The organism is Marinilactibacillus psychrotolerans, from assembly GCF_900101525.1.
Classification (GTDB): domain Bacteria; phylum Bacillota; class Bacilli; order Lactobacillales; family Carnobacteriaceae_A; genus Marinilactibacillus; species Marinilactibacillus psychrotolerans.
The window spans coordinates 1-23,568 of the sequence record NZ_FMZD01000014.1; the positions used below are offsets into that span (position 1 = coordinate 1).

Consider the following 23,568-nt stretch of genomic DNA (forward strand, 5'->3'; position numbering starts at 1 on the left):
TGTAAATTTCAAGTATAAGTTAGCCACTTAGTTTAAAATATATTATCGGTTAATTTTCTGTTGTTTAATCGGTTATTAGAAGATGTCACTCGTCATTTGTTCAGCACTAACGAAACTTAGGTCATTTGGGACAAAGAGCGTAGAGCGTTGGCAAAACAGACATGAGGTGTTTGATAGCCGAGTATCTTCCGTGGATAGTCATTCATCCATTGTTGTATTCTCAAGCATTGGGTTTCACTAAACTGACTGATGGCTTTCCCTTTTGGAATAAATCGACGAATAAATTTATGTTGGTTCTCGCTCGTTCCTCTTTCCCATGAAGCGTAAGGATGGCTGAAGTAGACATCCAGCGTTTCTTGAAGCGCCTCATGAAGACCGGCGAATTCAGATCCATTATCAGAAGTAATGGTTTTGAATATTGTAGAGAATCTATCACCCGCTCGTTGTCTTAACTGACTAATGGCTTGATCAACAGATTCTTTATCTTTCCCCGTGAGTTTAAGGATGATTTCAAAGCGTGTTTGGCGTTCAACTAATGTGAGTAATACAGAATCCGTCTTTCCTTTATTACCAACCACAGTATCAATTTCCCAGTGACCAAAGGTCTGTCGATCATTGATTTCAGCAGGTCTTTGTTCAATGGATTGACCTAAAATACGCTTGTTTTTTCTGCTTCTGTAAGAAGAATCTTTTGGCTTGCGTGATAGTTTTTCAAGCAAATCCATATTCGTGGTTCTCATGATCCCTTTGTCAATCCATCCATAAAGAGTGGTTGTACAGGGAATGATAGACGGATCAAATAAGTCGTGTGTCCTAGCAAATCCAACAACCACATCTGGAGACCATTTTTCCAGTAACAGTTTATCATCTGCCCACTCAATAAATGCATCTGTATCAGCCCATTTTGGCCGACGACCACAGTTCAATCGAAGTCGATCGTAAGCTGCTTGTCCGGCATCAGGATCGTAGTAGGTCGTATAGTAATCATACACTTTGCCGGATTGCTTTTGACGGTTAAGTTGAGTGATTGTCCCACGATGTATTTCACTATGAATGGTTTGCGGGACACGTCCCAATGCATGCGCAATCTGACGATTAGAGTAATTTTGGTTCTTTAAAATGGCAATTTGAGCCCGTTCTGAATGAGATAAGTGTTTTCCCGTACGTGCTAATGTGTTATGGTTAGAATGCGTCATGTGAATTCATCCTGTCTATTGAGAGTTAGTGGTATAACTTCAATATAACATGAAATTCACATGGCGTTTTTTTTAGTTAGTCTTGGTGGCTAACTTCATTATAAAATCCAGCGATAATATTCTATATAAAAATGCGGTGAAATAAAATAAAATAGAGAAAAAATAAAAAAGATCATAGATACCTGTTGAACCAATATCACTTGATAAAATGGTTTCAATATAAAACCAACTTATCTCTGCGATCAAATAATTGCAAGTGCTTAAGAATAATAATAACCAATAGAGTTTGTCTTTTTTAGATTTGCTTCTGATCAATGCTCTAAATAGCCAAAAGTTAGGAAAAAGAATACCAACTATAGAAAATAAATTATTGCCAGTCGTTCGTACAAGCTCTTGGTCTCGCCAAATGAATATCCATAGAAAGTACATAATAATGAAACTAATTAAAGCGATCAACCATAGTCTATTTTCTTTTTTTATTGTCATATAAAACCTCCGAAATCATGTTCCAAAGTGTACACTTTAAAATTACTGCCACTATATTAAAATTACATGTATATACAACACCTTACTAATATCGTAATAAATAAGTTAAAGTTAAGACTTTTTACTGGGAAGAAAATCGAAAAGCGACTAATCAAAGTTTTGAAACCAAAAGTAGCCAAATAGTTAACTATTATAACCATACGTTAACAACTGCTCTATTGAGTATTTCACACAAGAATCGTACACTTACATTGAGGTGATGGTGATGAAAGTTAGTTTGGGAAAAGTACTCTCTAGTAAACGGAAGGCTAAGAGGATCACTCAGCAAGAATTGGCTGATTTTGTAGGCGTTTCAAAAACATCTGTATCCAAATGGGAAAATGGACAGACCTATCCAGATATAACTTTACTGCCTTTGTTGGCTGCGTATTTCGATGTCAGTATAGATGCGTTGTTGAATTATGAACCAGAATTGAGCAAAGAGGAAATTCAGCATATTTATTTATCTATACAGAAATCTTTCGATACTCAATCAGCAGAAGAAGTGTGGGAACAACTGAATAGCTTTATTCATAGGTATTATTCATGCTATCCATTTATTTTACAGATGGGCATGTTGCTCTTAAATCATTATGATTTACTACCTGGTGAAAACACTCAAGAAAAAGCAGACAAATATGTAGGAGAAGCACTAAAGTTGTTCATTCATATTAGAGTAAATACTCAAGATATAAAGCTAATTAATGAAGCAACTAAAATGGAAGCCTACTGTTTACTCGTGCTGAAAAGACCAGATGAAGTTCTAGATATCTTAGGACAATATGTGCCGACTCATCTTCCAGCTGATGATCTAATTGTAGGGGCATTTCATCTGAAAGGTGATCCAGTTAAAGCAGAAGCAACTTCTCAGAGTGGGATATTTCAGAATTTATTTATTCTGATCAGTTCAATGACGAATTACCTGCAGCTTCTATTAAAGGATCCGGTTAAACTAGATACTACCTACCAAAGAGAATTAATGATTATAGAAACATTTAATATTGATGCCTTAAATCCAGCAATTGCTTTGAACTTTTGTCTGTCAGCGGCATCTGTTCATGCACTAATTGGAAATAAAGAGTTGCTCTTTAATGATTTAAACCGTTCTTTAGCAATCTTACAGAAAAACAAGGATTCACTTTTATTTAAACCAGATGATTACTTTGATCGAGTGCAGGATTGGCTGGATCAACAAGCTTTAGGGAATCAACCTCCAAGAAATGCTCATCAAGTCGTTGAGTCAATCAACAGTTTTATTTTGACCCATCCTAGCTTGGATATTTATAGAGAGGAAGAAGAAATGAAGCAAATCATCAATCAATTAACAGAAATTAGAGAGAGGAGAAGTTAGTATGGAAATACCAGAAATAGTATTAGATAATCTATTGTTGTTTATTCCCCTTATACTTTTGGAAGTGGGGTTAATGATTACGGCTTTAATCCATGTATTAAAGCATCCTGATTATAAATTTGGGAATAAGTTGATGTGGATTCTTATCGTCGTCTTCATTCAAATTATCGGTCCGATTGTTTATTTTGTATTTGGAAGAGGAGAGAATGAATGAATATTCTTACCTTAGAAAATGTAAGTAAAAAGTTTGGAGAGAAGTTAATCCTTGATGGTATAAATCTAACGGTGCCAGAAGGCAGTATATATGGGTTTGTTGGGAAAAATGGTGCCGGAAAGACGACAACAATGAAAATGGTTTTAGGGTTAGAAGATTTAACCGAAGGCTCCATAAAGATAAAGGGTGAAAGTGTCACTTTCGGCAACACAAAAACGAATCAATGGACAGGTTATCTTCCAGATGTTCCTGAATTCTATGGCTTTATGTCAGCGGGGGAGTATCTTAAATTATGTGGAGAAATAACCGGCATACCTAAATCAGAACTTTCAACAAAAGTTAAAAGTATGTTGAAGAAAGTTGGACTTGAAGACAGTAAACAACCCATCAAAAAATTTTCGCGAGGGATGAAGCAGCGTCTAGGTGCAGCTCAAGCCTTATTGAATGAGCCAAAGCTCTTAATCTGTGATGAACCAACATCGGCTTTAGATCCAAATGGACGGAGAGAATTTTTAGATTTATTATACTCGTTAAAAGAAAATGTGACGATTATATTTTCTACTCATATACTAAATGATGTAGAACGAATATGTGATCATGTTGGTATACTGAATGAAGGTAAAATCATTGCTGACACTACACTGACTGACTTGAAAAAACAATTTGCTTCTTCAAAAATGGAAGTATTAATGGAAGCTAAGGACAATGTATTACTAGAAGATATTTTAAATCGCCTCATTCATGAGGGGAAAGTTCAGACATATGAGAAAGCAAATGAGTCATATTTCGTATCCTATAGTGGTGATTATGCTGATTTGCTAGAAGAGTTATATGGAAGCTGCAAGAAAGCTCATATTGTACCCAACTTATTACGTAAGATCGAACCTTCTCTAGAAAGTATATTTTTGGAGGTAACCAGATGAAAGATATTTATTACTTTACAAAAAAAGAACTACTAGAAGTATGGCGAACAAAAAGATTATTGATCCTTTTAATTGTATTTATAATTTTTGGTATTTTAAGTCCTCTAATGGCTAAATTAACACCTGAAATTTTAAAAAGTTCATTTGGAAGTGAAATACAGCTAACGATACCCGAACCCACCTCAATAGATTCATGGGTCCAATTTTATAAAAATATAACTCAGATGGGTATATATATATTAGTAATTCTCTATAGTAACAGTGTAAGTGGAGAAGTTAGCCGAGGGAGTTTGACGAATCTCGTAACCAAGGGACTGAATCGTTCTGCGGTCATTACTAGCAAGTACCTGGTAATTGCTATGCAAGGAGTCGTGGCAGTTTGCCTTAGTTTTAGTATAACAGCAGCTTATACAGCTTACTATTTTCCTGATAATAATAGTCCGCACATTGTAATAGCGCTGGTTCCTTTATTGATATTTATATTATTTTTATCTGCTTTAATTGTATTTGGCTCTGCAATTTCAAGTAATAGTTTTGCAGGGTTGCTATTTACGATCACAACGATTGCTTTATTTTATTTAATGAATCTATTTGAAAATATAAGCAAATTCAATCCTATTTCTTTAATTGGAGAAAATGTTTCTATCCTGCAGGGGGAAACGCAACTGAATGAGCAATATTGGGCCATGTCTATTAGTTTGTTAGCGACTATTTTTCTTTTTTCAGCAGCAATCAGTGTTATGAACAAGAAAAAACTATGAGTTGATCCTGTTTAATCTTCTCAAAAAAATAGATTGCTTTAATATTTAAAGCCAATAAAAGTATCGTGAGAATTTAATTCTACGATGCTTTTTTATTTAATCGGGCATATCGAATCAAATTAATAAGTGAAAGGTCTTTACTTAAGGTGAATGGAATTATATTCTTAAATAGACGTTTTAAAATATTAGGGAGGAGAAAGTATGAATAGTGAAAGGATCATAATATTAGTAATCGTTGTACTTATAGGTCTTGTGGTGGCAATGGATATACACAATAAACGAAAGCTTAAGAAACAGATAAAAAATCAGTGGGGAGCTTTTCCATCAAATAGTCGCTATGATGCTGAAAAGCCTTTGAAAAAGTCTTTTGAGAAATTGAGAACCTTTAATGACAAAGAAAGCTTTGTTGATGAAATTACGTGGAATGATTTGGACATGTTTTCCATATTTGAGGAATTGAATCATACTTATTCTAGTATTGGATCTGAAGCATTGTATAAACGACTTAGGTTGTTTGATTTGAATGATTTGGACCAGACGAATCTGGAAGAACTGATTACATATTATAAAAATAATGAAGATAGGCGAGAAGCTATTCAATATATCTTTGCTAAATTAGGGAAGCAGGATCATAACTCAGTAATCGATTATTTAACGTCCAGTCAAAAAAGCCGTCCTGCGTATTTAAGTTTTTTCATATTTTTAGGCTTACTGCCGCTATTGGGGTTATTGTTACTGTTTACGGCTTACTCAAATATTGGAGTGATTGTACTGATTGGAAGCATCATGTTCAATGTTATTTATTCTCAATCTAAAAAAGCCTCATTGGATAGTGAATTGAATAGCATGAGTTACCTAGTAAGATGCTTAGGATCTGCTAAAGAGGTGGCTAAAATTAACCATCCTTTAAATGGGAAATTAGAGACCTTGTTAACGCCGTTTCGAAGTATTTTATACCTATCTTACTTCTTTCGATTTAAGGGTAGCGGTGAAGCAGAGATTATTATAGATTATTTAAATATGCTTTTTATGCTTCCCTTTATTGCGTATCATTTTGCTTTCAATCGAATCAAACATTATGAAAAAGAAGCCATTCAACTCTGGGAATTATTAGGGAATTTGGAAGTCGCTTATGCCATTTTGAATTACCGAAAGGTGTTAACGTTGAGTTGCCAGCCAGAGTTTATTTCAGAAAATAAAGTCCTTGCAGATAAATTGTATCATCCTTTAATAGAAGAGCCCGTAGCAAATCCGGTCGACTGGAATAGAAATACATTAGTGTCCGGGTCAAATGCTTCTGGTAAATCAACTTATGTAAAAAGTTTAGCGATCAACTGCATACTAGCGCAGACGATCTATACATGCACAGCTGAATCGTTTTTGCTAAAACGTGGTCACGTGATGACTTCCATGGCAGTAGAAGATAATGTTCACACCGGAGACAGTTATTTTATTGCGGAAATTAAGTCACTGAAAAGAATTATGGAAAAAGTCATGACCCAAGAGCAATGTTACTGTTTTGTAGATGAAATTCTAAGAGGAACAAATACGATAGAAAGAGTGGCTGCCTCTTCAAGTATTATCGAATGGTTCAGTAAATATCAGTCCTTGGCTTTTGTTGCGACCCATGATATTGAATTGACAGAGATGTTGAAAGCTAAATGTACAAATGTTCATTTCCAAGAGAAGGTAACGAATGAGTCTGGAGTCAGTTTTGACTTCAAATTAAGGAGCGGACCAGCCACTACTCGAAATGCATTGCAACTTCTTCAAGTGATGGAATTTCCGACAGATGTTGTCGCTCACGCTAAAGAAAAAGCCCAACATTTTGATGAGACACGAAGTTGGTCTTATAGTCATTGATCTTTGGCAATAATAATAAATGTACACAATTAAAACAGCACGTTCTTTCCCTATTGTATCTGATTTCGAAGATACAATAGGATAGAATGGTGCTGTTTTTTTAAAAAAATATTTTTAATTTGTAGACTTCTTGTTGAATTTAACATCATACATAGCATTATCAGCTTTATTCAATAGCTCATTAGAATTGATGCCATCCGTTGGGAAGTAGGCTACTCCGATACTTGGAATACAGAGGAAGTTTACACCATTTATTTTATAAGGCTCACTTAATAAATCTGAAAGTAAGCTAATTTCTTCTTCAAAATAGTCAACCGATATATTTTCAAGTAAAATAGTGAATTCGTCTCCGCCCATTCTGGCAGCTAAATGTTTTTCTCCACAAAACGTAGTAATTCTATTTGAAACTGAGATTAATAGTTTATCACCTGTTTCATGTCCATAGGTATCATTGATTTCTTTGAAATTATCTAAATCTAAAAACAATATTGCTAGAACAGAATCAGTTTGATCAGCAGACTCAAGTGCAAGTTCTAGCGTTTCTTCAAATAATCGTCTATTTGCTAGCCCTGTTAAATAGTCATGATAAGCATAAAAACGAATTTTTTCTTCATTTAATTTGTTCTCTGTAATATCTCTACCTACTCCAAACGTGCCCACCAGTTTATTTTTTACCATGATTGGAATATGGGTCATATCAATACTTAACTCTTTTCCATCTTTGTTTTTTAAAGTGAATTCATGATGATGGACTTTCCCATTTTTCATCTTAGACAAATAGCTATCTTGGTTCTCCGTATAATCTTTATCGATAAAGTCAGCAAGTGGAAATCCAATCAATGCATTCGGATGTTCTTCTAATAAAGTAGCACCAACAGAATTCATGCTTTCGATTTTCCCTTTTAAATCAAAAGAAAATACAGAATCAGGATGATATTCAAAAAGAGATCGGTAGCGTTCTTCACTGATTTCTAACTCTTCATTTTTTTTATAATATTGTCTGACTAGTTCTCGATTTTCAGCAAGCACAACGAATTGTCTAAGGAGGACAAAAGTGATAGATAATCCTGATCCTACACTGATCATGTCAAATCCATTAGAGTTTTGAATCATGAAAATAAACAAGAATATAACTAAAACATAAGGAAGAATTAAGCGTAGAACGGTGACAGAATGTGTCTCGTGCTTTTCGATTTCAATGGAATGTTCTTTCATAGGCTCTCTTCCAATAAGAGCCGTATAGCCAATGAGCAATTCCGGTAGAATAAATAAAGGATCGATTAAATTTCCAGAAAAATAGCTATTTTGTGCGATTTCAAAAAAATAAATTGAATTTGCAAAAATTTGGATAAATAAACCGATCAGAATGAATTTAAGTACTCGGTTTGAAAAAAAATGTTCGCCCATAAAATAGAAAGTAGAAATACATACTAGCAAAAGAATATCGATAATAGGATAATAGAGACTTACTGATAATGACAGTAACGAAACAGGCGCATTTTTCATAAAAGGGGACAGAATATAATACCAGCTAAATGTACTGGAAACGGTCATAACGATGCCGATATCAAATACAAATTTAGTGAATAGAGCTATTTTCGCACGCTTCCATATGATGAAAATAAATGCAAATAAGCAAAATAAAACAGATAACATATAAAAAGTTTCGTATAAATTCAAAGAAGGAGACTCAATAAGTAAAATCGATTCAACATAAAAGGAACATAATTCTCCTAGCAGATAACTAAATGTACTTAAAAAAAGTAATATCCAGTAGACTTTATTGATTGTTAGTTTACTTCTTAAATAAGCTCCAAGTAACCACACACTAGGGACCAGTGTGCCGATTATTGATAATACATTACCGCCTAGAGACCGCACGTATCCATTATTCCGCCATAAAAGTAACCACAAAAAATAAAATAAAATGAATCCAATTATGGAAACTAACCAAATTTTATTTTCTTTTTTTATCTTCATACTGCTTGTAACTCCTTCAGTGTCCTCTTATAGTTTCTGCAGGTATCTCTGTTTCAAATTAGTTAAGTGATTTTATCACTATTTTAAATATCTAGCAGATTAATCATATGATCAATTATAACACCTAATTTAAAAAACTATATAGCCTCCTAATAACTCATAAATGGATAAACTAAAGTTTTAAGATTGAAAATTCTTTGAAAATTCAAAAATAATTCATTGACAATGACCCCGAGTAAGAATAATATAGTTAGCACGGTAACTATATTTAAGCAAATAAATATTAACTTTTTATAAAGTGGAATGAGTATATTTAGCTATATAAAATATTCTATATAAAGCAAACTTGCTTACTAATCGGAGGGCATTATGTTTAAATTATTAAAAAAAACCAATACAAAAGAAAGAATAGCACTCGTCTTTAGTGTGACCTTTATTGTCATTCAGGTATGGCTGGAATTAAAGATTCCAGATTATTTATCAGAGATCACGACTAAGTTACAAATAGTCGAAACAACGGTAGCGGATATTATGGGTCCTGGATCAATTATGGTTTCGTTATCTTTATTAAGTTTGGTTGCTTCCATTATTGTCGGATTTATTGCAGCAAGAGTAGCAGCGAGTCTAACGAAGAGAATTCGCGGCGAAGTATTTCACAGTATAATGGACTACACACCCGGAGAAATAAAACAGTTTTCTGTTCCGAGTTTAATAACTAGAACTACAAATGACATTACACAAATTCAGCTAGTCATAGCTATAGGGTTACAAGTTATCATTAAAGGCCCAATAACAGCTATTTGGGCTGTTACGAAAATAGCAGATAAAAATTGGCAATGGACAACTTCTACCGGGGTTGCTGTTATTGTTTTGTTGATCATGTTGAGCAGCATCTTAGTTTTTGTACGGCCAAAATTTATCAGAATTCAAACACTCACCGATAAATTAAATAGCATTACTCGTGAGACATTGCAGGGTACTCGAGTTGTTCGAGCATATAATGCAGAAGGGTACCAAAATAATAAATTTTTAGGTGCAAATGAAGAATTGACCTCAGTAAATTTATTTACTAGTCGGATGCTGGCAATATTAAATCCAGGAATGACGATTATTTCAGGGGGATTAACATTAGCTGTTTATTGGATTGGTGCACATTTGATTCAGTCTGCCGGGATGCCGAATAAAATTAGTTTGTTTAGTGATATGGTCGTCTTTTCTTCTTATGCTATGCAAGTGGTGCTAGGATTTATGTTGATGACGATCGTATTTATTATCCTTCCTAGAGCATTAGCATCCGCAAATCGAATCAATGAAGTTCTTGATTTAAAGCCTTCTATTGATTTTGTAAAAGAAAGCCAATTCTCTTCAAATGAAAAAGGAAGTATTGAATTTAGAAATGTAACATTTTCTTATCCTAATGCTGCTGAACCGGTCATTCAAGATGTGAACTTCACTGCTAAAGCAGGAGAGACCGTTGCCTTTATTGGCTCAACAGGTAGTGGGAAAAGTACAGCAATAAGTTTAATCCCTCGTTTTTATGATGTGAGCAAAGGGGAGATTTTAATTGATGGCAATAATATTCAATCGTATAGCCATGAAGATTTGAACAATAAGATTGGTTATATTCCGCAAAATCCGTTTTTATTCAGTGGGACTATTCGTTCTAATATGGATTTTGGTAAGAGTGGGTCAATTATTGAAAATGATACGCAAATTTATTCAGCTCTAGCCTTAGCAGAAGCAGAAGAATTTGTGCTTCAAAAAGAAGATCAATTGGATAGTCATGTAGCTCAGGCAGGAACGAACTTCTCAGGTGGCCAGAAGCAAAGACTTTCAATTGCAAGAGCGATAGCACGAAAGGCTGAAATATTAATATTTGATGATTCATTTTCTGCTTTAGATTATAAAACCGATAAGAAATTGAGAAACAACTTATCAGAGAATATGATAGACACAACCAAATTAATTGTAGCGCAAAGAATCAGTACCATTATGGATGCCGATCAGATTCTTGTTTTGGATGAAGGCAAAGTAGTGGGTCAAGGGACGCATAAAGAACTCCTTGAAAGCAATCAAGTTTATCAAGAAATTGCTTACTCTCAATTATCAAAGGAGGAGCTGAATAATGGATAATTCATCAAAAGGAACAACCAATCAAGAAAATTCGTATAACTTCAAGGAAATTTTAAGTAACGTGAACCAGTATGCTGGCCAATATAAACTTCCTTTTTTACTATCTGTCATTTTTGCCGCATTAGGAAGTGTTGCAACGATTATTGGTCCAGATAAGTTAAAAGAAATTACCAATTTAATTACAGAAGGCATAGGAACAGGGATTGATTTAGAGCAAATCAATCGGATTGCGATAACTTTAGTTATTCTGTATCTGTTAGGAAGTATACTCTCATACGCACAAGGATTTATCGTAGCCACGATTACTCAGAAATTTTCCAAACGATTGAGAAAAGAAATTTCTGTTAAAATAAACAAATTACCCTTAAAATATTTTGACTCTCATAGTCAAGGAGATGTTTTAAGTCGCGTAACCAATGACCTTGATACAGTTGGTCAATCATTAAATCAGAGCTTAGGGATTTTAGTCAGTGCGATTGCTCTTTTCATTGGATGTCTGTTTATGATGTTCAAAACGAATGTGATTATGAGTTTTTCTGCTATTGGATCAGTGCTGATTGGATTTTTATTAATGACTTTAATTATGAAAAAGTCCCAAGTTTATTTTAAAGGTCAACAGAGTAAATTAGCTAAAGTAAATGGATTTGTAGAAGAAGCTTATTCAGGACATAACACAATCTATTCTTATAATGCTAAAAACGATACAATAGAAGAGTTTGCTGATTTAAACGCTGATTTATATACAAGTGTTTGGAAATCTCAGTTTTTATCTGGTTTAATGCAGCCATTAATGGCTTTTATTGGTAACTTTGGATATGTAGTCGTTTGTGTGGTGGGGGCAGTTCTGGTAATTAATGATTCCATTACTTTTGGCGTTATTGTTGCCTTTACTGTGTATGTTCGTCTGTTTTCTCAACCACTTGGTCAGATGGCTCAAGCTTTTTCCGGGTTACAACGAGCTCAAGCAGCAATGGGTAGAGTATTTGAATTTTTAAATGAAAATGAAATGCAAGATGAAGTAAATAAAAAACAACAACTTATTCAAAAAACACAAGGATATGTTGAATTTGATCATGTAAGTTTTGGCTATGAAGAAGATCAGACGATTATTGATGATTTTTCTACTACAGCTCTGCCAGGTCAAAAAATTGCAATCGTAGGTCCTACAGGAGCTGGGAAAACAACGATCGTCAATTTATTAATGAAATTCTACGAAGTAAACGAAGGAAGAATTTTAATTGATCATATCGATATTTCAGACATGACCAGAGATGAAGTGCATAATCAGTTTTGTATGGTTCTTCAAGATACATGGCTTTTTGAAGGAACGGTTAAAGAAAATCTGATCTATAATCAAAAAAATATTTCAGATGAAAAAGTAGTTGAAGCTGCTGTTGCAGTAGGAATTGATCATTTCATCAAAACTTTACCACAAGGATACGATACAGTTTTAGATGACAGAGTGTCTTTATCAGTTGGTCAGAAGCAATTATTGACGATCGCTAGAGCATTAGTCAAAGATTCTCCAATGCTGATTCTCGATGAAGCAACAAGTTCCGTTGATACGAGGACAGAAGAATTAATCCAAGCAGCAATGGATAGACTAATGGAAGGTAGAACTAGTTTTGTTATTGCTCACCGTCTGTCTACTATACAAAATGCCGATACCATTCTCGTTATGAAAGATGGTGCCATCATTGAAAGTGGAAACCATGAAACGTTGATGAACGACCAAGGATTCTACTCAGATCTTTATAATAGTCAGTTTGAAAAATAGTTGAACAGTTACATGTGGCACGGGGAGCAGGACAGTACCCTCGAATGGCATCTTCATGCTTCTAGAGTTGAAATGACATATAAACAGTGTATCTAATTGACAAGGAACGTATGGATAACTAACAGGATTTTTATAAGAGTAGAGAAAGGCTGGAAACTTATGGATCCCCGTGGCACGATTGGATTTGAAATTAGAGAATTATCTATTTTATTGACTAGATATATTGAAAAAGAAAAAACCTTGAATAATTTTGAAGATATTCAAGGCTTACAAGTATGGACATTAGGTTATTTATATAAAAATCGTCATAAAGTTATTTTCCAAAAAGATATTGAAAGAGAATTCTCTATTCGAAAATCGACTACAAGCAGTCTAGTTAAAAGAATGATAAAGAATGGATTTATTGAAGTAAAAAAAGGGACGCAAAAGGATAAACGGTTAAAACAATTAGTTTTAACGGATAAAGCAGTTAGTCAAATTCAAGCTTTCAAGCCACATGTACATCGGCTTGAAGAAAAAATTACCGATAACATCAGTCCTCAAGAATTAGAGCAATTCAAAGAAACACTTAAAAAAATAAAAAATAACCTTAGTTGTTAAGAGAAAAATATGTTCATATTATAGAAAACGTAGTGAAACGTTATGAATAAGAATTACTTTAAAAAAATCAAAAACTTAGGAAAAGAAGCTTTCCATTTTAAAGAAAATAAAGAGAAATAATCAATTGTTTTCTATCCTGAAACATCGCAGTGGCAATAGAAGAGAATAATCTAAAGGATGCTAGTAAGCTGACTGCTTGCCAGCATCTTTTTTTGTGGACTTTAAAAAGTACTAAAACAGATATACAAAAATTGACTTATAATGCAAGCTAAACTAGAATGAACATGGATCCATTAAAGCTTAGATTTATGTATGTACATATAAATTTTGAAGGAGATAGAAAATGGTGGAAACACAAGCAGGTCATACTTTTTTAGCTAAACTAGGCAAAAAACGATTGCGTCCTGGAGGAGTAGAAGCTACTAAGTGGTTGATAGAACAAGGACATTTTTCAGAAGAAGTAAAAGTGCTAGAAGTAGCTTGCAACATGTGTACAACTTCTATTGAACTGGTTAGAGAATATCAGTGTCATATTACTGGAATTGATCTAGATAAAAAGGCATTGGAACAAGCCGAAAAGAATATACAAAAAGCCGATTTATCATCTTACATACAAGTTGTCCAAGGGAATGCTTTAAAACTTCCATTTGAAGATGCCTCTTTTGATTTAGTCATTAATGAGGCCATGTTAACTATGTTGAATGATAAAGCTAAAGTAAAAGCCTTGAAAGAATATTACCGAGTACTGAAACCAGGCGGCCGGTTGCTGACCCATGATATTTCATACATGAACAGGAGTGTGGAATCTCAAATAGACGAATTAAGAAATACAATCAATATTAATGTAGCGCCTTTACAAAGAGATGATTGGAAAAAGTTGTTCATTGATTCAGGATTCATCGATGTTAAAAGCAAATGTGGACCTATGTCTTTGATGTCTCCCATTGGTATGCTAAGAGATGAAGGATGCTGGAATACAAGTAAAATTGTATTTAATGGAATGAAAAAAGAAAATAGAACGAGATTCAAGCAAATGATGCGTTTCTTTAATAAATCCGGTAAAGAGTTGGATTATATAGCTGTTTCCAGCAGGAAATAAAGAGCGCCTTATAATAAATCAATTCTTTATAACTTTTTAAACCTGAATAATACATACTTTCCTTTATTGTGTAGAAACTGCAGGATGATAAGTATCCTTGCTTAGAATCTTGTCAATTTTTTTAAAGAGCATTGCGTTTGAGAGATTAAGGAAATGACGATGTTATAAAAGGAATGATGTCTTTTTCTAACAGCAAATCGATTATTTTATTATAAAAAATCAACCCCTCTTTGATTAATTTTCCCATTACCATCCGGTATTCCATTCGATTAAAATTATTTAAAGTTGCAGGTGAACTCGTTCAAACAGGTAGACAAGTCTATCTCAATCTATCGAGTTATCATGTGTATCAAACTGAATTTTATAGGGTCTTCGAGCACCTACGGTAATCCAAACAATGGATTTAGATTGAATATTCTCTAAAATTTTTAAATCCATCATTTTCAAGGTAGGAGTATGCCCTTAAACAGATAAAAGAATTCTTAAGAGGTTTATTCAGTAGAAATCAAGTCCAAGAACACATGGGTTTAAAAAAAATTTTCAATGAATGATACTCCGTTCAATAAAACTACTTTAATTACAGGTTTATGAATTATTCAGAATGGTATAATAACATTATGAAATGATTAATTTTATGTAATATTGGAGGACAATATGCAAGCAGTATATTTATACGGATTAAAACATGAATTAAAGTCAATGAAAACTATTATTATTAGTATAGTATTTATTGGACTATCTTTTCTAATAGCAAAATATTCGGGTTCGTTATCGATCATATTAGATTCAAATGGTAGCTCTCCTGCGATACAATTAATGTTTTTGTGTTACGCTTTTATGGGTTTTTTATTTTCTTCAATATTATTTGGGGGCATCGTATCAAAAGAAGTTGAAACAGAAACGCTTAGGTATATAACTCCTTATCTATCTAGACGTAAAATTTATACTGCCAAATATTTAATTACTATAACCTACTTTTTATTAGTTATTTTACTTGCTTTAATTGTAGTGTTTAGTGTGAGAGGTGTCATAGTAGTGCCTTGGAGGGACTTGTTAAGTATAATTGTGTTTTTTTTGTATATTGAGTCTGTCATAATCATGGTATCTACTATTAGTAAGAATGAAAGAACAGCTACTCTTGTTGGAATTGTACTTAGCTTGCTTTTTCCAGCAATATTTACTGTAGCATACTTTAGAGACAACATTTTTTTGGACGTAATTGATTGGCTTTTACCCTATAGGTACTTAGAAGGTGAAAATAGTTGGGAACTTCTTATTTTATTATTATTGGCTTGCGCAGCATTTTACGTAGGGATGGTAATATTTGAAAGGAAAGAAATATAAATATGATTGAATGCTTCTCAATAAATAAAAGTTTTAATAAAAACAAGGTTTTGAAAGATGTTTCTTTACAAGTTAAAAACAATCAAATCACTTCATTAATTGGTAGTAATGGTGCAGGGAAATCAACTTTGATAGGAGTTATGGTAGGGTATTATAGGATTGACTCTGGTAAAGTTATGAAAAGCAATATATCTGTTATGCCAGATGCTAACTCGTTATTCGAAGATTTTACAGGAGAAGAGTTCTTAAATTTCATGAGTAAACTGAAGAAAATTTCAAATACTCGTGCTCTGGAGTTAGCTGATGCTTTAATGTTAAAAGAAGATTTGAAGAAAAAAATTAGTGGATATTCTTTTGGAATGAAAAAAAAAATTAGCTTTATTCAAGCTTGTATAGGAAATTATGATACTTATATTTTAGATGAACCTACCTCTGGGGTAGATGAGCCTTCTGCTATTATGATGTTAGAAATTGTTGAACAGTTAAAAGAAAGTGGTTCAGCAATCTTACTTACCTCTCATAACCTTGATGAACTAGAAAGAGTATCTGATTTTGTATATATCATAGAAAATGGTGAAATAGTTAGTAAAGGTTCTGTAGCTGACATTATAAGTCGTAAAAGTTCACAAAACAATTTACTATATGTATTAAAATCGTTAAAAGCTAGTGAAATTTACAGGACAATTACTGAGTATTTTAATATTGAAATTAAAATACAAAGTAAAACAGAATTAGAATTAGAGATAAAAAATGAAAAAGAACTTAGAGAAGTCCTATCATATATTTTTGAAAAAGAGTATCTTATTACTGAAATTTATCAAAAGAAAAAATCATTGAGAGAAACTGTGTATAAAAAATAGCAAAATGGACTTTATACTAGAATTTCAACAATTATATTTTGAAAGATATATTAACATGATCTGTTGCTAATAGATAAAGAAATTTAATGACAAAACTAAAGTTTTAAGATAGAAAAACAGTATTTTTACTATATGTAAATAATTCAATTTACTTAAAAAAATCAATGAAATTAAACTCAAAACGCATGGTTAAAAAACTGATTTCTTCATAGAAAGCTACTCTGATCAACAAAAGGATTTTAATGATAGAGCTATGAATTGTTCAGGTTAAAATTGGAAATATTTAAATAATAAAAACCAGATAGCAGATTTGTGTGAAATAGGCTGCCTATCATGATCAACTTAGTACTAGAATGGCTAATGAAAATTGAAATCCTAATCAATTTTTATTAACCATTCTTACTTTTGGTGATCGCAGCGGCACTTAATTTGTAGAAGAATTAGAAATGATTTCAAGTTTAAAATCTGGAATGAAAAAGTAAGCATATGTATATAGAATCATTAAGGCAATCGACAAAACAATAACTAAGGCTAAACTCGTGATTATTCTAAATGTTATTAACAGCAGTAAAACAAATAAAAGAAAGCGAATAGAAAACTGAAAGAGTTTAACAGGAATATTTTTTTGAATGGCAACGATTTGTCCATCTCTGACTTCTATTTCTTTATGCGCAAAGAAACAAGAGACTTCAATTTTTTCAGTAGCGTTTGGAAGTTCAAAATTTGTTGATTCGCCAGGGGCTAATTTTTCTAGAGTCACATCTTTTAGTTTTACAGATAGATTGACCATTAAGTTAAATGCACCAGTATTTCGAGTAATGGTTACACTCATAAGATCCTCTCCTTTTATTTAAAATACCATAAAACATAGTACAATTGCTATCTTAAAAATCAGAGCATATAAATTTATTTTTAATAAGATTAGCAAGAAAGTAGAGGATAGATTGATCAGTCAGAGTCTTTAAAAAAACTTAAACTTAAATCTGTATTTAAAAACATAATTCAGTTTTTTATTTTATCCATTTCATTTACACTATAAGTAATCAATTTATGAATGGAGTGAAGTGAATGGGACAAATTGTGTATACGAATTATTGGCTTAACAGACTCAGTGATGTAAAGAAAGAGCATGGTAGTTACGAAACGGAAGAAGAAGCAATTGCGGGAATTACAGCTTGGTGGGATTTGCATAGCGAAGATTATCCCCATGCTCAGTTTAATCGCACACAATCTGGCGCTTTAGAAGTCATTTATGATGACGAAAATCACTACTATCGTATTGAAAAAAGGACAATTGAAAGCGGACTGCCTTCTAAGAAATATCGATTAAGAAAGGCTGGAGAGATTGAAGCACTTCGCTTTAAACACAGTCTTCACGAAGAAGCATATCTTTTTGATGAATTAGCGGAACCGTTACGAGATCGTCTAGTAACGGCAATGGCCGATTCTAAGAAATTACAGGTATACATTTATGATGAAAATGGTTGCCCGATTAAAAAAATAATTGAAAAATGATCATATATTCTTGGAACCATCGAAGTTAAGGGAAACTTCGGTGGTTCTTTTAATCAAAATTGAGAGGGTCTACTATTTAATAGTAAAATTAAATTTAATCCTTAATCGTTAGTTTTGCATTTACTTAAAGAATGGATGCTAGTTTAGGCAAATGTTTTCGCAATAGTTGTTAAATAAAGTATACTAATTTATAACAGACAATTTATTAGTGGGAGAATAATGGATGTTTACAGATAGAAGATTGACAGAAGCCTATAATAATGCCAAAGAAATGTTTTATGATGATTATTCTCGTATTGTGTTTATGAGTGATGCACACCGTGGAGATGGTAGTGTATCAGATGAATTTCTACGTAGTCGCAATCTTTTTGTGCACGCTTTAAAAGAATATTATGAAAGTGAGTATACTTTTGTAGAAGTAGGCGATGGAGAAGAACTTTTAGAATATTCAGAGTTTGAGCATATAAAAAATGCCCACACAGATGTATATGGATTGATTAAAAAGTTTTATGATAAAGATCGGTATATACGTATTTATGGGAACCATGATATCTTTTTGAAAAACCAAAAGTACGTTGAGAAGAACTACTATATTAATTATGATGAGTATAGTGAGGAGTATTTTGACTTCTTAAAAGGGATAGAACCAATAGAGTCTCTGGTGCTTAAGCACCGGCAGACTAGTCAGGAAATCTTTGTGTTGCATGGACACCAAGGAGATGCACCGAATGATCAGTTTTGGTTCTTCACTATGCTTTCTTTGAAATATTTTTGGCGATTCTTACATCGATTCGGGATTCGTAATCCTGCAAGTCCGATCAAAAATGTATCCAAACGGCATAAAATTGAACGGAACTATAGTAAATGGATCAAAAAAAAAAGAAGGATGCTAATATGTGGTCATACGCATCGCTTCAAGTTCCCTAAAAATCGTGACCTCCCATATTTTAACACGGGATGTGGAATTTACCCTTCAAGTATTACAGCAATTGAACTATCTGAAGGTATGGTTCGGCTTGTTCGCTGGAAAGAAGAAGTGAATGATGAAGGATTGCTATATATCAAAAGAGAGACAATGAGAGGCCCAGAACCAGTTGAACTATTTGATATCCGTAAGCCAAAAGAAGTTGTGGAATATTTAGCAAAACTGAAAATGCAACGTACTAAAAAATCAAGAGAGAAAAGAGCAGCTTTTCGAGAAGAGGAAATGTAATAAGGTAATAAAAATAGTCAATCTCCTTTATTAAAAGGGAATTGACTATTTTTATACTTTAATTACTCAAAGTAACGATAACTAGTTCGGGTCTATTATTGATTCGAATAGGAATTACGCTATTCCCTAACCCTCGACTAACAATCATCCGAGTTTGTTTTTTTGAATAGATACCAGCAGTATATTCAGGGAAAAGACCTTGATTTGGTGCAATCAATCCACCTATGAAGGGAAGTCGAAATTGTCCTCCATGAGCGTGACCGCTGAATACTAAATCAAAACCATGAGCAGCATAGGTTTCAAATAATTCTGGACGATGAGAAAGTAATACTTTAAACCCTTCAAAATGATTGGATAATGTTTGTAAGGTCTTTTCAGGACTAGAATTCGGGAATGCCGGATCCTGCAGTCCAGCTATCATTATCTGAGAGGATCCTCTCGTTAAAAAGAGCTCCTGATTATCCAAAATAGTGACTTCTCTATCGATTAAATCTTTTCTTAGTTGACTATATTCCTCACTCCATGCTTCATGATTCCCTGTTACAAAGTATAAAGGAGCAATTTCTTTGGATTGGTCAATAAATTCAAGAGCAGTCGGGATATCTGTTTTCGATGAATCTATTAAATCACCCGTAAGGACGATTATATCTGGAGAAGCATTCTGGAGTTCTTCAATAAGTTGGCTGTCCCAATCTTTGTTATGCAGATCGGAGACTTGAGCAATCTTATAACCGTTAAAACTCTCTGGAAGCTCCTCATCTTGTATAGTCAGATGAGTTGTCTGGATAGAATAATTACCCCAAAGCACCCAAAGGATTATTAGCATAACGGCCAAAGTGATCAGCCAATAAAAATACTTTTTTATATAATAAATAAAGTTCTGTTCCAAGAGCAAGCCCCTATCCGCTACAGATTTAATAGATTCCTTGATAGGATTATAACATACGTTTTCTTGATACGGATTGGATGAATTAACAAAGCTTTATAAAAATAGATGAATCAGGCTGATTTATTTTAAACTAATGGTGAAATAGCGCCATTAATATTTCTGCCAATCCCACCATCTGTAATGATCACTTGATCCTCTTCAATATGAGTGATTTCTAAAAATTTGATCTTAAATTCTTCTAAAGAGATCTTTTTATTGCGGCAAGTCCAGATTTTACCTGATTTTGAGAAGCAAGTTGCTAACTCTTCCAAGGCTGGAAAATCTTGAAAGTCTAACGATGTTTCACCAAGAAAATGGATTTGTATAAAGTGATAGATATTTGCTTTCTCGTTAAAGTTTGACATGCTAATTCCTCCTAAGCTTATTAGACACCGATTTCATTAATATGATAAAGGGAAAAAAACTATATGTAAACGCGTTCTTTTTTTGATATAATAACACAAAACGTTGCAATAAGTAATAGAAAAAATAGGGTCTAATAAAAGAATATAGGTACAGGTAGAATGACGAACCCGCTTTTAAGTGTGTGGTAGACTTGTACTAAGCAAATCAGCGTTTATATTATTGACAAATATTATCAAGAGCTATAAGGAGAGTATGATGAAGGATAAATTATTATTATTTGATATTGGTGGTTCCTCAATTAAATGTGGTATATGGGAGAAAGAAGAATTAGTTCATTTAGATAAAGTTCCTACACCAAAGACTTGGGAAGAAATGAAGAAAGTATTGAAAGGAATATTTGATCAATATTCAGATAGCCCTTATACAGGAGTAGCCATCAGTTGTCCTGGAGCGGTAGATACAGAAAAAGGTATGATTAATGGAGTGAGTGCATTACCTTATATTCATGGGTTTCCCATTAAAAAAGCTTTTTCTTCATTATTTGGAGTACCCGTCTCAATGCAAAATGATGCAAATTGTGCAGGTTTAGCTGAACTTTGGAAAGGGAACGCCCAAGGTGCAAGTTCTGTTTGCTGTATGATTATCGGTACAGGTATCGGTGGAGCTTTGATTATTGATGGTAAATTACAGAGTGGGCATACACTTTTCGGTGGAGAATTTGGGTATCAGATTATTGATCGGAATAGTTTAGTAACCTTAAGTGAAGCAGGAAGTCCTGTCAAAATGGGAAAAAATTATACGAAAGAAAAAGCAGATAAAAAGGTATACGAAGGACAAGAAGTCTTTGAATTAGCCGATAATGGTGATAAATTAGCAAAAGAAATGGTTAATCATTTGTATGATACGCTGAGTTTAGCCATTTATAATTTACTTGTTTCAATCAATCCGCAAAAAGTCCTGATTGGTGGAGGCATTTCTAAAAGAAATGATTTGATTTATGAATTAAATTTACGTACAGAAAAATTATTGAAAGATAATGGGGCAGTGGAACTTGAGTTTGAATTACAGACCTGTAAATTTTTCAATGATTCAAATTTAATCGGGGCAGCTTATCAATATGTATTAGAAAACCAATAGAAGTACAAATTTGAATTATAATTAGTAAAGCAGTCCTTGATAAATTTGTATTCACTAGGTGCCTAAGCTTGATGTCAAAAGAAACGATCGTGCAGAAAGAGAAGACAAGCACCTAAAAAGTTTCTTATTAACTAGTATTTCTTTTGAGATTTCAGATCTAAATCTACTGATTTAATGAACAAGGTAATCAAATGGTAATAGTGGAAAGAAAGTCATATAGCATAAGTTGTGTTATTCGAAATTTAAAAGTATGTTCCATAAAGAAGCATAAGAATATAGAAAATGTTATATCTAAAATTTTTGGTAATCATATCAAAAATTTCTCGTTTTTAATTTTAATAAAATAAGGTAGAATGTAGGTAAGAAAGTCATTGAAAAAGGGAGTAGATTAAATATGGGACTGTTAAACGGTTTAATGGGAAATGCAACAGATGCTAATCATGATAAAGTGAGAAAAGGTTTAGAAAATGTACTCTTGCCAGATGAAAAGATTGAATTGGCTTATAAATTAGTAAGAGACCTTGTCGTTTTCACAGAGTATAGATTGATTGTAGTAGATAAATAAGGGATGACAGGTAAAAAAACTGATTATAAAACCTTCCCTTATAAAAGTATTTCTCGTTTCAGCGTAGAAACTTCAGGGCATTTTGACTTAGATGCAGAATTGAAAATATATATTTCAGGAGCATTAGAACCTGCGCAAACGCTATTGTTTAGAAAAGATGATAGTATCAATGCGATTCAAAAAGCTCTAGCTGCTGGGATTATGCAATAATTAGAGAAATGATCAAACTTTTTATAAAAAGCATATTATTATGATATGCTTTTTATTTTATATATGCGAAAGTAAACGGTATCTCTACTCTAAAAATATTATACAAATGCTAGGAGTAATAAAATGAATCAAGATAATGTAAGAGAGTTTCTTCATGTATTCAATGAGCTGCAAAAGGTTATAGCGGCTAAATTAGGAGTAGATCCAGATACTAACTTCGGGTCGTTGCTGTACGCTGCTGATGAAAAACAAGATAAAGTAATCAAAACTTATAAAAGAAAATTGGATATTTATAGACAGTTTAGAAATATTCTTGTTCACAGTACAATTAATGAACATGAATCGATTGCTAATCCAAGTCAATCCTTGATTGAAGAAATGAAAGTGGTTAAAGAAAAAATCGAATATCCTAAAGTAGTCAGCGACTTGTTTTTAGAAAAGGTTATTAGTTTTAATCAAAATGACAAATTAAAAGATGTTCTAGAAACCATCAAAGAAAATCAGATTTCACAGTTTCCAGTGTTTCAGGAAAATAAGTTGATAGGTTTAATTTCTGAAAATGGAATAACCAACTTTTTAGCCCATTCAATTACGGATGATCTGATTTCAATCAGTGGTACGACTGTTAGGGATATACTGGATAATGATAAGGAAAAAAATTCATATGAAATCATCCCAGAAAATAAATCGATTTTTGATATTGAGTCTATCTATTCTAAGAAAATTGAAGAAGGGATCGTTGCCTACTTTTTACTAATTTCCAAAACGGATCTTGTTACTAAGCCAAGTGATCTGACCGGTATTATCACACCATGGGATATGCCCGACATTATAGAAAACAAATAACTAAAATGAAAAGTCATTTCTAAACTGGAATGATTTTTCATTTTTTGTTTTTATGGAGAGGACACTTAGTGAAATATTTTATAAATATTTGAGAAGCGCACTTTTGATAATAAAGTAATTTTGTTTATGCTTTTTAATTATTTTGTAATTTATTGATTGATA

General features: G+C 32.9%; 21 protein-coding genes and 2 pseudogenes. 17 read left to right on the top strand and 6 right to left on the bottom strand.

What is annotated here, in order from left to right:
- Positions 1-116: 116 nt before the first annotated feature.
- Together BLT22_RS08295 and BLT22_RS08300 are read right to left on the bottom strand one after the other, a co-directional pair.
- Positions 117-1,196, bottom strand: a complete 1,080-nt coding sequence (locus tag BLT22_RS08295; RefSeq protein ID WP_091762406.1) for an IS30 family transposase — start codon at positions 1,194-1,196, stop codon at positions 117-119.
- Positions 1,197-1,268: 72 nt separating this feature from the next.
- Positions 1,269-1,682 (bottom strand): hypothetical protein, encoded by a 414-nt coding sequence (locus tag BLT22_RS08300; RefSeq protein WP_091762408.1) that lies wholly within the window; start codon positions 1,680-1,682, stop codon positions 1,269-1,271.
- 265 nt (positions 1,683-1,947) lie between these two features.
- On the opposite strand from BLT22_RS08300, the gene BLT22_RS08305 reads away from it, so the two are divergent.
- The 5 genes from BLT22_RS08305 (at position 1,948) to BLT22_RS08325 (ending at position 6,833) form a co-directional block, all read left to right on the top strand.
- Complete coding sequence (locus BLT22_RS08305) at positions 1,948-3,072, top strand: helix-turn-helix domain-containing protein (protein ID WP_091762410.1); 1,125 nt, start codon at positions 1,948-1,950, stop codon at positions 3,070-3,072.
- A 1-nt stretch (position 3,073) separates the two neighbouring features.
- Positions 3,074-3,286 carry a PLD nuclease N-terminal domain-containing protein gene (locus BLT22_RS08310; RefSeq protein ID WP_091762412.1) on the top strand — a complete coding sequence of 71 codons (213 nt, stop codon included), beginning with the start codon at positions 3,074-3,076 and terminating at the stop codon, positions 3,284-3,286.
- Positions 3,283-4,209: an ABC transporter ATP-binding protein gene (locus BLT22_RS08315; RefSeq protein ID WP_091762414.1), complete on the top strand. Its 927-nt coding sequence runs from the start codon at positions 3,283-3,285 to the stop codon at positions 4,207-4,209. Before BLT22_RS08310 ends, BLT22_RS08315 begins: the two co-directional genes overlap by 4 nt.
- Positions 4,206-4,970: an ABC transporter permease gene (locus BLT22_RS08320; protein WP_091762416.1), complete on the top strand. Its 765-nt coding sequence runs from the start codon at positions 4,206-4,208 to the stop codon at positions 4,968-4,970. The genes BLT22_RS08315 and BLT22_RS08320 overlap by 4 nt, the downstream gene beginning before the upstream one ends.
- Before the next feature lie 201 nt (positions 4,971-5,171).
- On the top strand, positions 5,172-6,833 hold the full coding sequence (locus BLT22_RS08325) for a MutS-related protein (RefSeq protein WP_091762418.1): 1,662 nt from the start codon (positions 5,172-5,174) through the stop codon (positions 6,831-6,833).
- A 114-nt stretch (positions 6,834-6,947) separates the two neighbouring features.
- Here the strand turns inward: BLT22_RS08325 and BLT22_RS08330 are convergent, their stop codons facing one another.
- Positions 6,948-8,813 carry a sensor domain-containing diguanylate cyclase gene (locus BLT22_RS08330; RefSeq protein ID WP_091762420.1) on the bottom strand — a complete coding sequence of 622 codons (1,866 nt, stop codon included), beginning with the start codon at positions 8,811-8,813 and terminating at the stop codon, positions 6,948-6,950.
- A gap of 369 nt (positions 8,814-9,182) precedes the next feature.
- Here BLT22_RS08330 and BLT22_RS08335 point away from each other — a divergent pair, with 369 nt between their 5' ends.
- The 7 genes and pseudogenes from BLT22_RS08335 (at position 9,183) to BLT22_RS08360 (ending at position 16,626) form a co-directional block, all read left to right on the top strand.
- On the top strand, positions 9,183-10,946 hold the full coding sequence (locus BLT22_RS08335; RefSeq protein WP_091762422.1) for an ABC transporter ATP-binding protein: 1,764 nt from the start codon (positions 9,183-9,185) through the stop codon (positions 10,944-10,946).
- Positions 10,939-12,723 (top strand): ABC transporter ATP-binding protein, encoded by a 1,785-nt coding sequence (locus tag BLT22_RS08340; protein ID WP_091762424.1) that lies wholly within the window; start codon positions 10,939-10,941, stop codon positions 12,721-12,723. The genes BLT22_RS08335 and BLT22_RS08340 overlap by 8 nt, the downstream gene beginning before the upstream one ends.
- Positions 12,724-12,882: 159 nt before the next feature.
- Positions 12,883-13,323, top strand: a complete 441-nt coding sequence (locus BLT22_RS08345; protein WP_091762426.1) for a MarR family winged helix-turn-helix transcriptional regulator — start codon at positions 12,883-12,885, stop codon at positions 13,321-13,323.
- Between the two features lie 343 nt (positions 13,324-13,666).
- Complete coding sequence (locus tag BLT22_RS08350; RefSeq protein ID WP_091762428.1) at positions 13,667-14,422, top strand: class I SAM-dependent methyltransferase; 756 nt, start codon at positions 13,667-13,669, stop codon at positions 14,420-14,422.
- Between the two features lie 257 nt (positions 14,423-14,679).
- Positions 14,680-14,811 (top strand): annotated as a pseudogene (locus tag BLT22_RS12595) (transposase); the annotation flags it as partial.
- A gap of 265 nt (positions 14,812-15,076) precedes the next feature.
- Positions 15,077-15,766 (top strand): ABC transporter permease, encoded by a 690-nt coding sequence (locus BLT22_RS08355; protein ID WP_091762430.1) that lies wholly within the window; start codon positions 15,077-15,079, stop codon positions 15,764-15,766.
- Positions 15,767-15,816: 50 nt separating this feature from the next.
- Positions 15,817-16,626 carry an ABC transporter ATP-binding protein gene (locus BLT22_RS08360; RefSeq protein ID WP_236048899.1) on the top strand — a complete coding sequence of 270 codons (810 nt, stop codon included), beginning with the start codon at positions 15,817-15,819 and terminating at the stop codon, positions 16,624-16,626.
- A gap of 424 nt (positions 16,627-17,050) precedes the next feature.
- Here the strand turns inward: BLT22_RS08360 and BLT22_RS08365 are convergent, their stop codons facing one another.
- Positions 17,051-17,458, bottom strand: coding sequence for a hypothetical protein (locus BLT22_RS08365; RefSeq protein WP_091762433.1), 408 nt, complete (start codon positions 17,456-17,458; stop codon positions 17,051-17,053).
- 236 nt (positions 17,459-17,694) lie between these two features.
- On the opposite strand from BLT22_RS08365, the gene BLT22_RS08370 reads away from it, so the two are divergent.
- The gene (locus tag BLT22_RS08370) at positions 17,695-18,141 is read left to right on the top strand and encodes a hypothetical protein (protein ID WP_091762434.1); all 447 of its coding nucleotides are present in this window, start codon (positions 17,695-17,697) and stop codon (positions 18,139-18,141) included.
- Between the two features lie 223 nt (positions 18,142-18,364).
- Positions 18,365-19,354, top strand: a complete 990-nt coding sequence (locus BLT22_RS08375; protein WP_218127261.1) for a metallophosphoesterase — start codon at positions 18,365-18,367, stop codon at positions 19,352-19,354.
- Between the two features lie 58 nt (positions 19,355-19,412).
- Here the strand turns inward: BLT22_RS08375 and BLT22_RS08380 are convergent, their stop codons facing one another.
- Both BLT22_RS08380 and BLT22_RS08385 read right to left on the bottom strand, forming a co-directional pair.
- Entirely contained in the window at positions 19,413-20,243 is an 831-nt protein-coding gene (locus BLT22_RS08380) for a metallophosphoesterase (protein WP_218127262.1), read from the bottom strand.
- A gap of 125 nt (positions 20,244-20,368) precedes the next feature.
- Positions 20,369-20,647: a DUF3884 family protein gene (locus BLT22_RS08385; RefSeq protein WP_091762436.1), complete on the bottom strand. Its 279-nt coding sequence runs from the start codon at positions 20,645-20,647 to the stop codon at positions 20,369-20,371.
- A gap of 256 nt (positions 20,648-20,903) precedes the next feature.
- On the opposite strand from BLT22_RS08385, the gene BLT22_RS08390 reads away from it, so the two are divergent.
- From BLT22_RS08390 to BLT22_RS08400, 3 genes and pseudogenes are all read left to right on the top strand, one after another.
- Positions 20,904-21,785, top strand: coding sequence for an ROK family protein (locus tag BLT22_RS08390; protein WP_091762438.1), 882 nt, complete (start codon positions 20,904-20,906; stop codon positions 21,783-21,785).
- A 394-nt stretch (positions 21,786-22,179) separates the two neighbouring features.
- Positions 22,180-22,560 (top strand): annotated as a pseudogene (locus BLT22_RS08395) (PH domain-containing protein).
- A gap of 123 nt (positions 22,561-22,683) precedes the next feature.
- Positions 22,684-23,406, top strand: a complete 723-nt coding sequence (locus BLT22_RS08400; RefSeq protein ID WP_091762440.1) for a CBS domain-containing protein — start codon at positions 22,684-22,686, stop codon at positions 23,404-23,406.
- Positions 23,407-23,568 lie beyond the last annotated feature (162 nt).

Excerpts from the sequence above, each read along its gene's own strand:
- BLT22_RS08295 (WP_091762406.1), bottom strand. The coding sequence starts at position 1,196 with ATGACGCATTCTAACCATAACACATTAGCACGTACGGGAAAACACTTA.
- BLT22_RS08300 (WP_091762408.1), bottom strand. The coding sequence starts at position 1,682 with ATGACAATAAAAAAAGAAAATAGACTATGGTTGATCGCTTTAATTAGT.
- BLT22_RS08305 (WP_091762410.1), top strand. The coding sequence starts at position 1,948 with ATGAAAGTTAGTTTGGGAAAAGTACTCTCTAGTAAACGGAAGGCTAAG.
- BLT22_RS08310 (WP_091762412.1), top strand. The coding sequence starts at position 3,074 with ATGGAAATACCAGAAATAGTATTAGATAATCTATTGTTGTTTATTCCC.
- BLT22_RS08315 (WP_091762414.1), top strand. The coding sequence starts at position 3,283 with ATGAATATTCTTACCTTAGAAAATGTAAGTAAAAAGTTTGGAGAGAAG.
- BLT22_RS08320 (WP_091762416.1), top strand. The coding sequence starts at position 4,206 with ATGAAAGATATTTATTACTTTACAAAAAAAGAACTACTAGAAGTATGG.
- BLT22_RS08325 (WP_091762418.1), top strand. The coding sequence starts at position 5,172 with ATGAATAGTGAAAGGATCATAATATTAGTAATCGTTGTACTTATAGGT.
- BLT22_RS08330 (WP_091762420.1), bottom strand. The coding sequence starts at position 8,813 with ATGAAGATAAAAAAAGAAAATAAAATTTGGTTAGTTTCCATAATTGGA.
- BLT22_RS08335 (WP_091762422.1), top strand. The coding sequence starts at position 9,183 with ATGTTTAAATTATTAAAAAAAACCAATACAAAAGAAAGAATAGCACTC.
- BLT22_RS08340 (WP_091762424.1), top strand. The coding sequence starts at position 10,939 with ATGGATAATTCATCAAAAGGAACAACCAATCAAGAAAATTCGTATAAC.
- BLT22_RS08345 (WP_091762426.1), top strand. The coding sequence starts at position 12,883 with ATGGATCCCCGTGGCACGATTGGATTTGAAATTAGAGAATTATCTATT.
- BLT22_RS08350 (WP_091762428.1), top strand. The coding sequence starts at position 13,667 with ATGGTGGAAACACAAGCAGGTCATACTTTTTTAGCTAAACTAGGCAAA.
- BLT22_RS08355 (WP_091762430.1), top strand. The coding sequence starts at position 15,077 with ATGCAAGCAGTATATTTATACGGATTAAAACATGAATTAAAGTCAATG.
- BLT22_RS08365 (WP_091762433.1), bottom strand. The coding sequence starts at position 17,458 with ATGAGTGTAACCATTACTCGAAATACTGGTGCATTTAACTTAATGGTC.
- BLT22_RS08370 (WP_091762434.1), top strand. The coding sequence starts at position 17,695 with ATGGGACAAATTGTGTATACGAATTATTGGCTTAACAGACTCAGTGAT.
- BLT22_RS08375 (WP_218127261.1), top strand. The coding sequence starts at position 18,365 with ATGTTTACAGATAGAAGATTGACAGAAGCCTATAATAATGCCAAAGAA.
- BLT22_RS08385 (WP_091762436.1), bottom strand. The coding sequence starts at position 20,647 with ATGTCAAACTTTAACGAGAAAGCAAATATCTATCACTTTATACAAATC.
- BLT22_RS08390 (WP_091762438.1), top strand. The coding sequence starts at position 20,904 with ATGAAGGATAAATTATTATTATTTGATATTGGTGGTTCCTCAATTAAA.
- BLT22_RS08400 (WP_091762440.1), top strand. The coding sequence starts at position 22,684 with ATGAATCAAGATAATGTAAGAGAGTTTCTTCATGTATTCAATGAGCTG.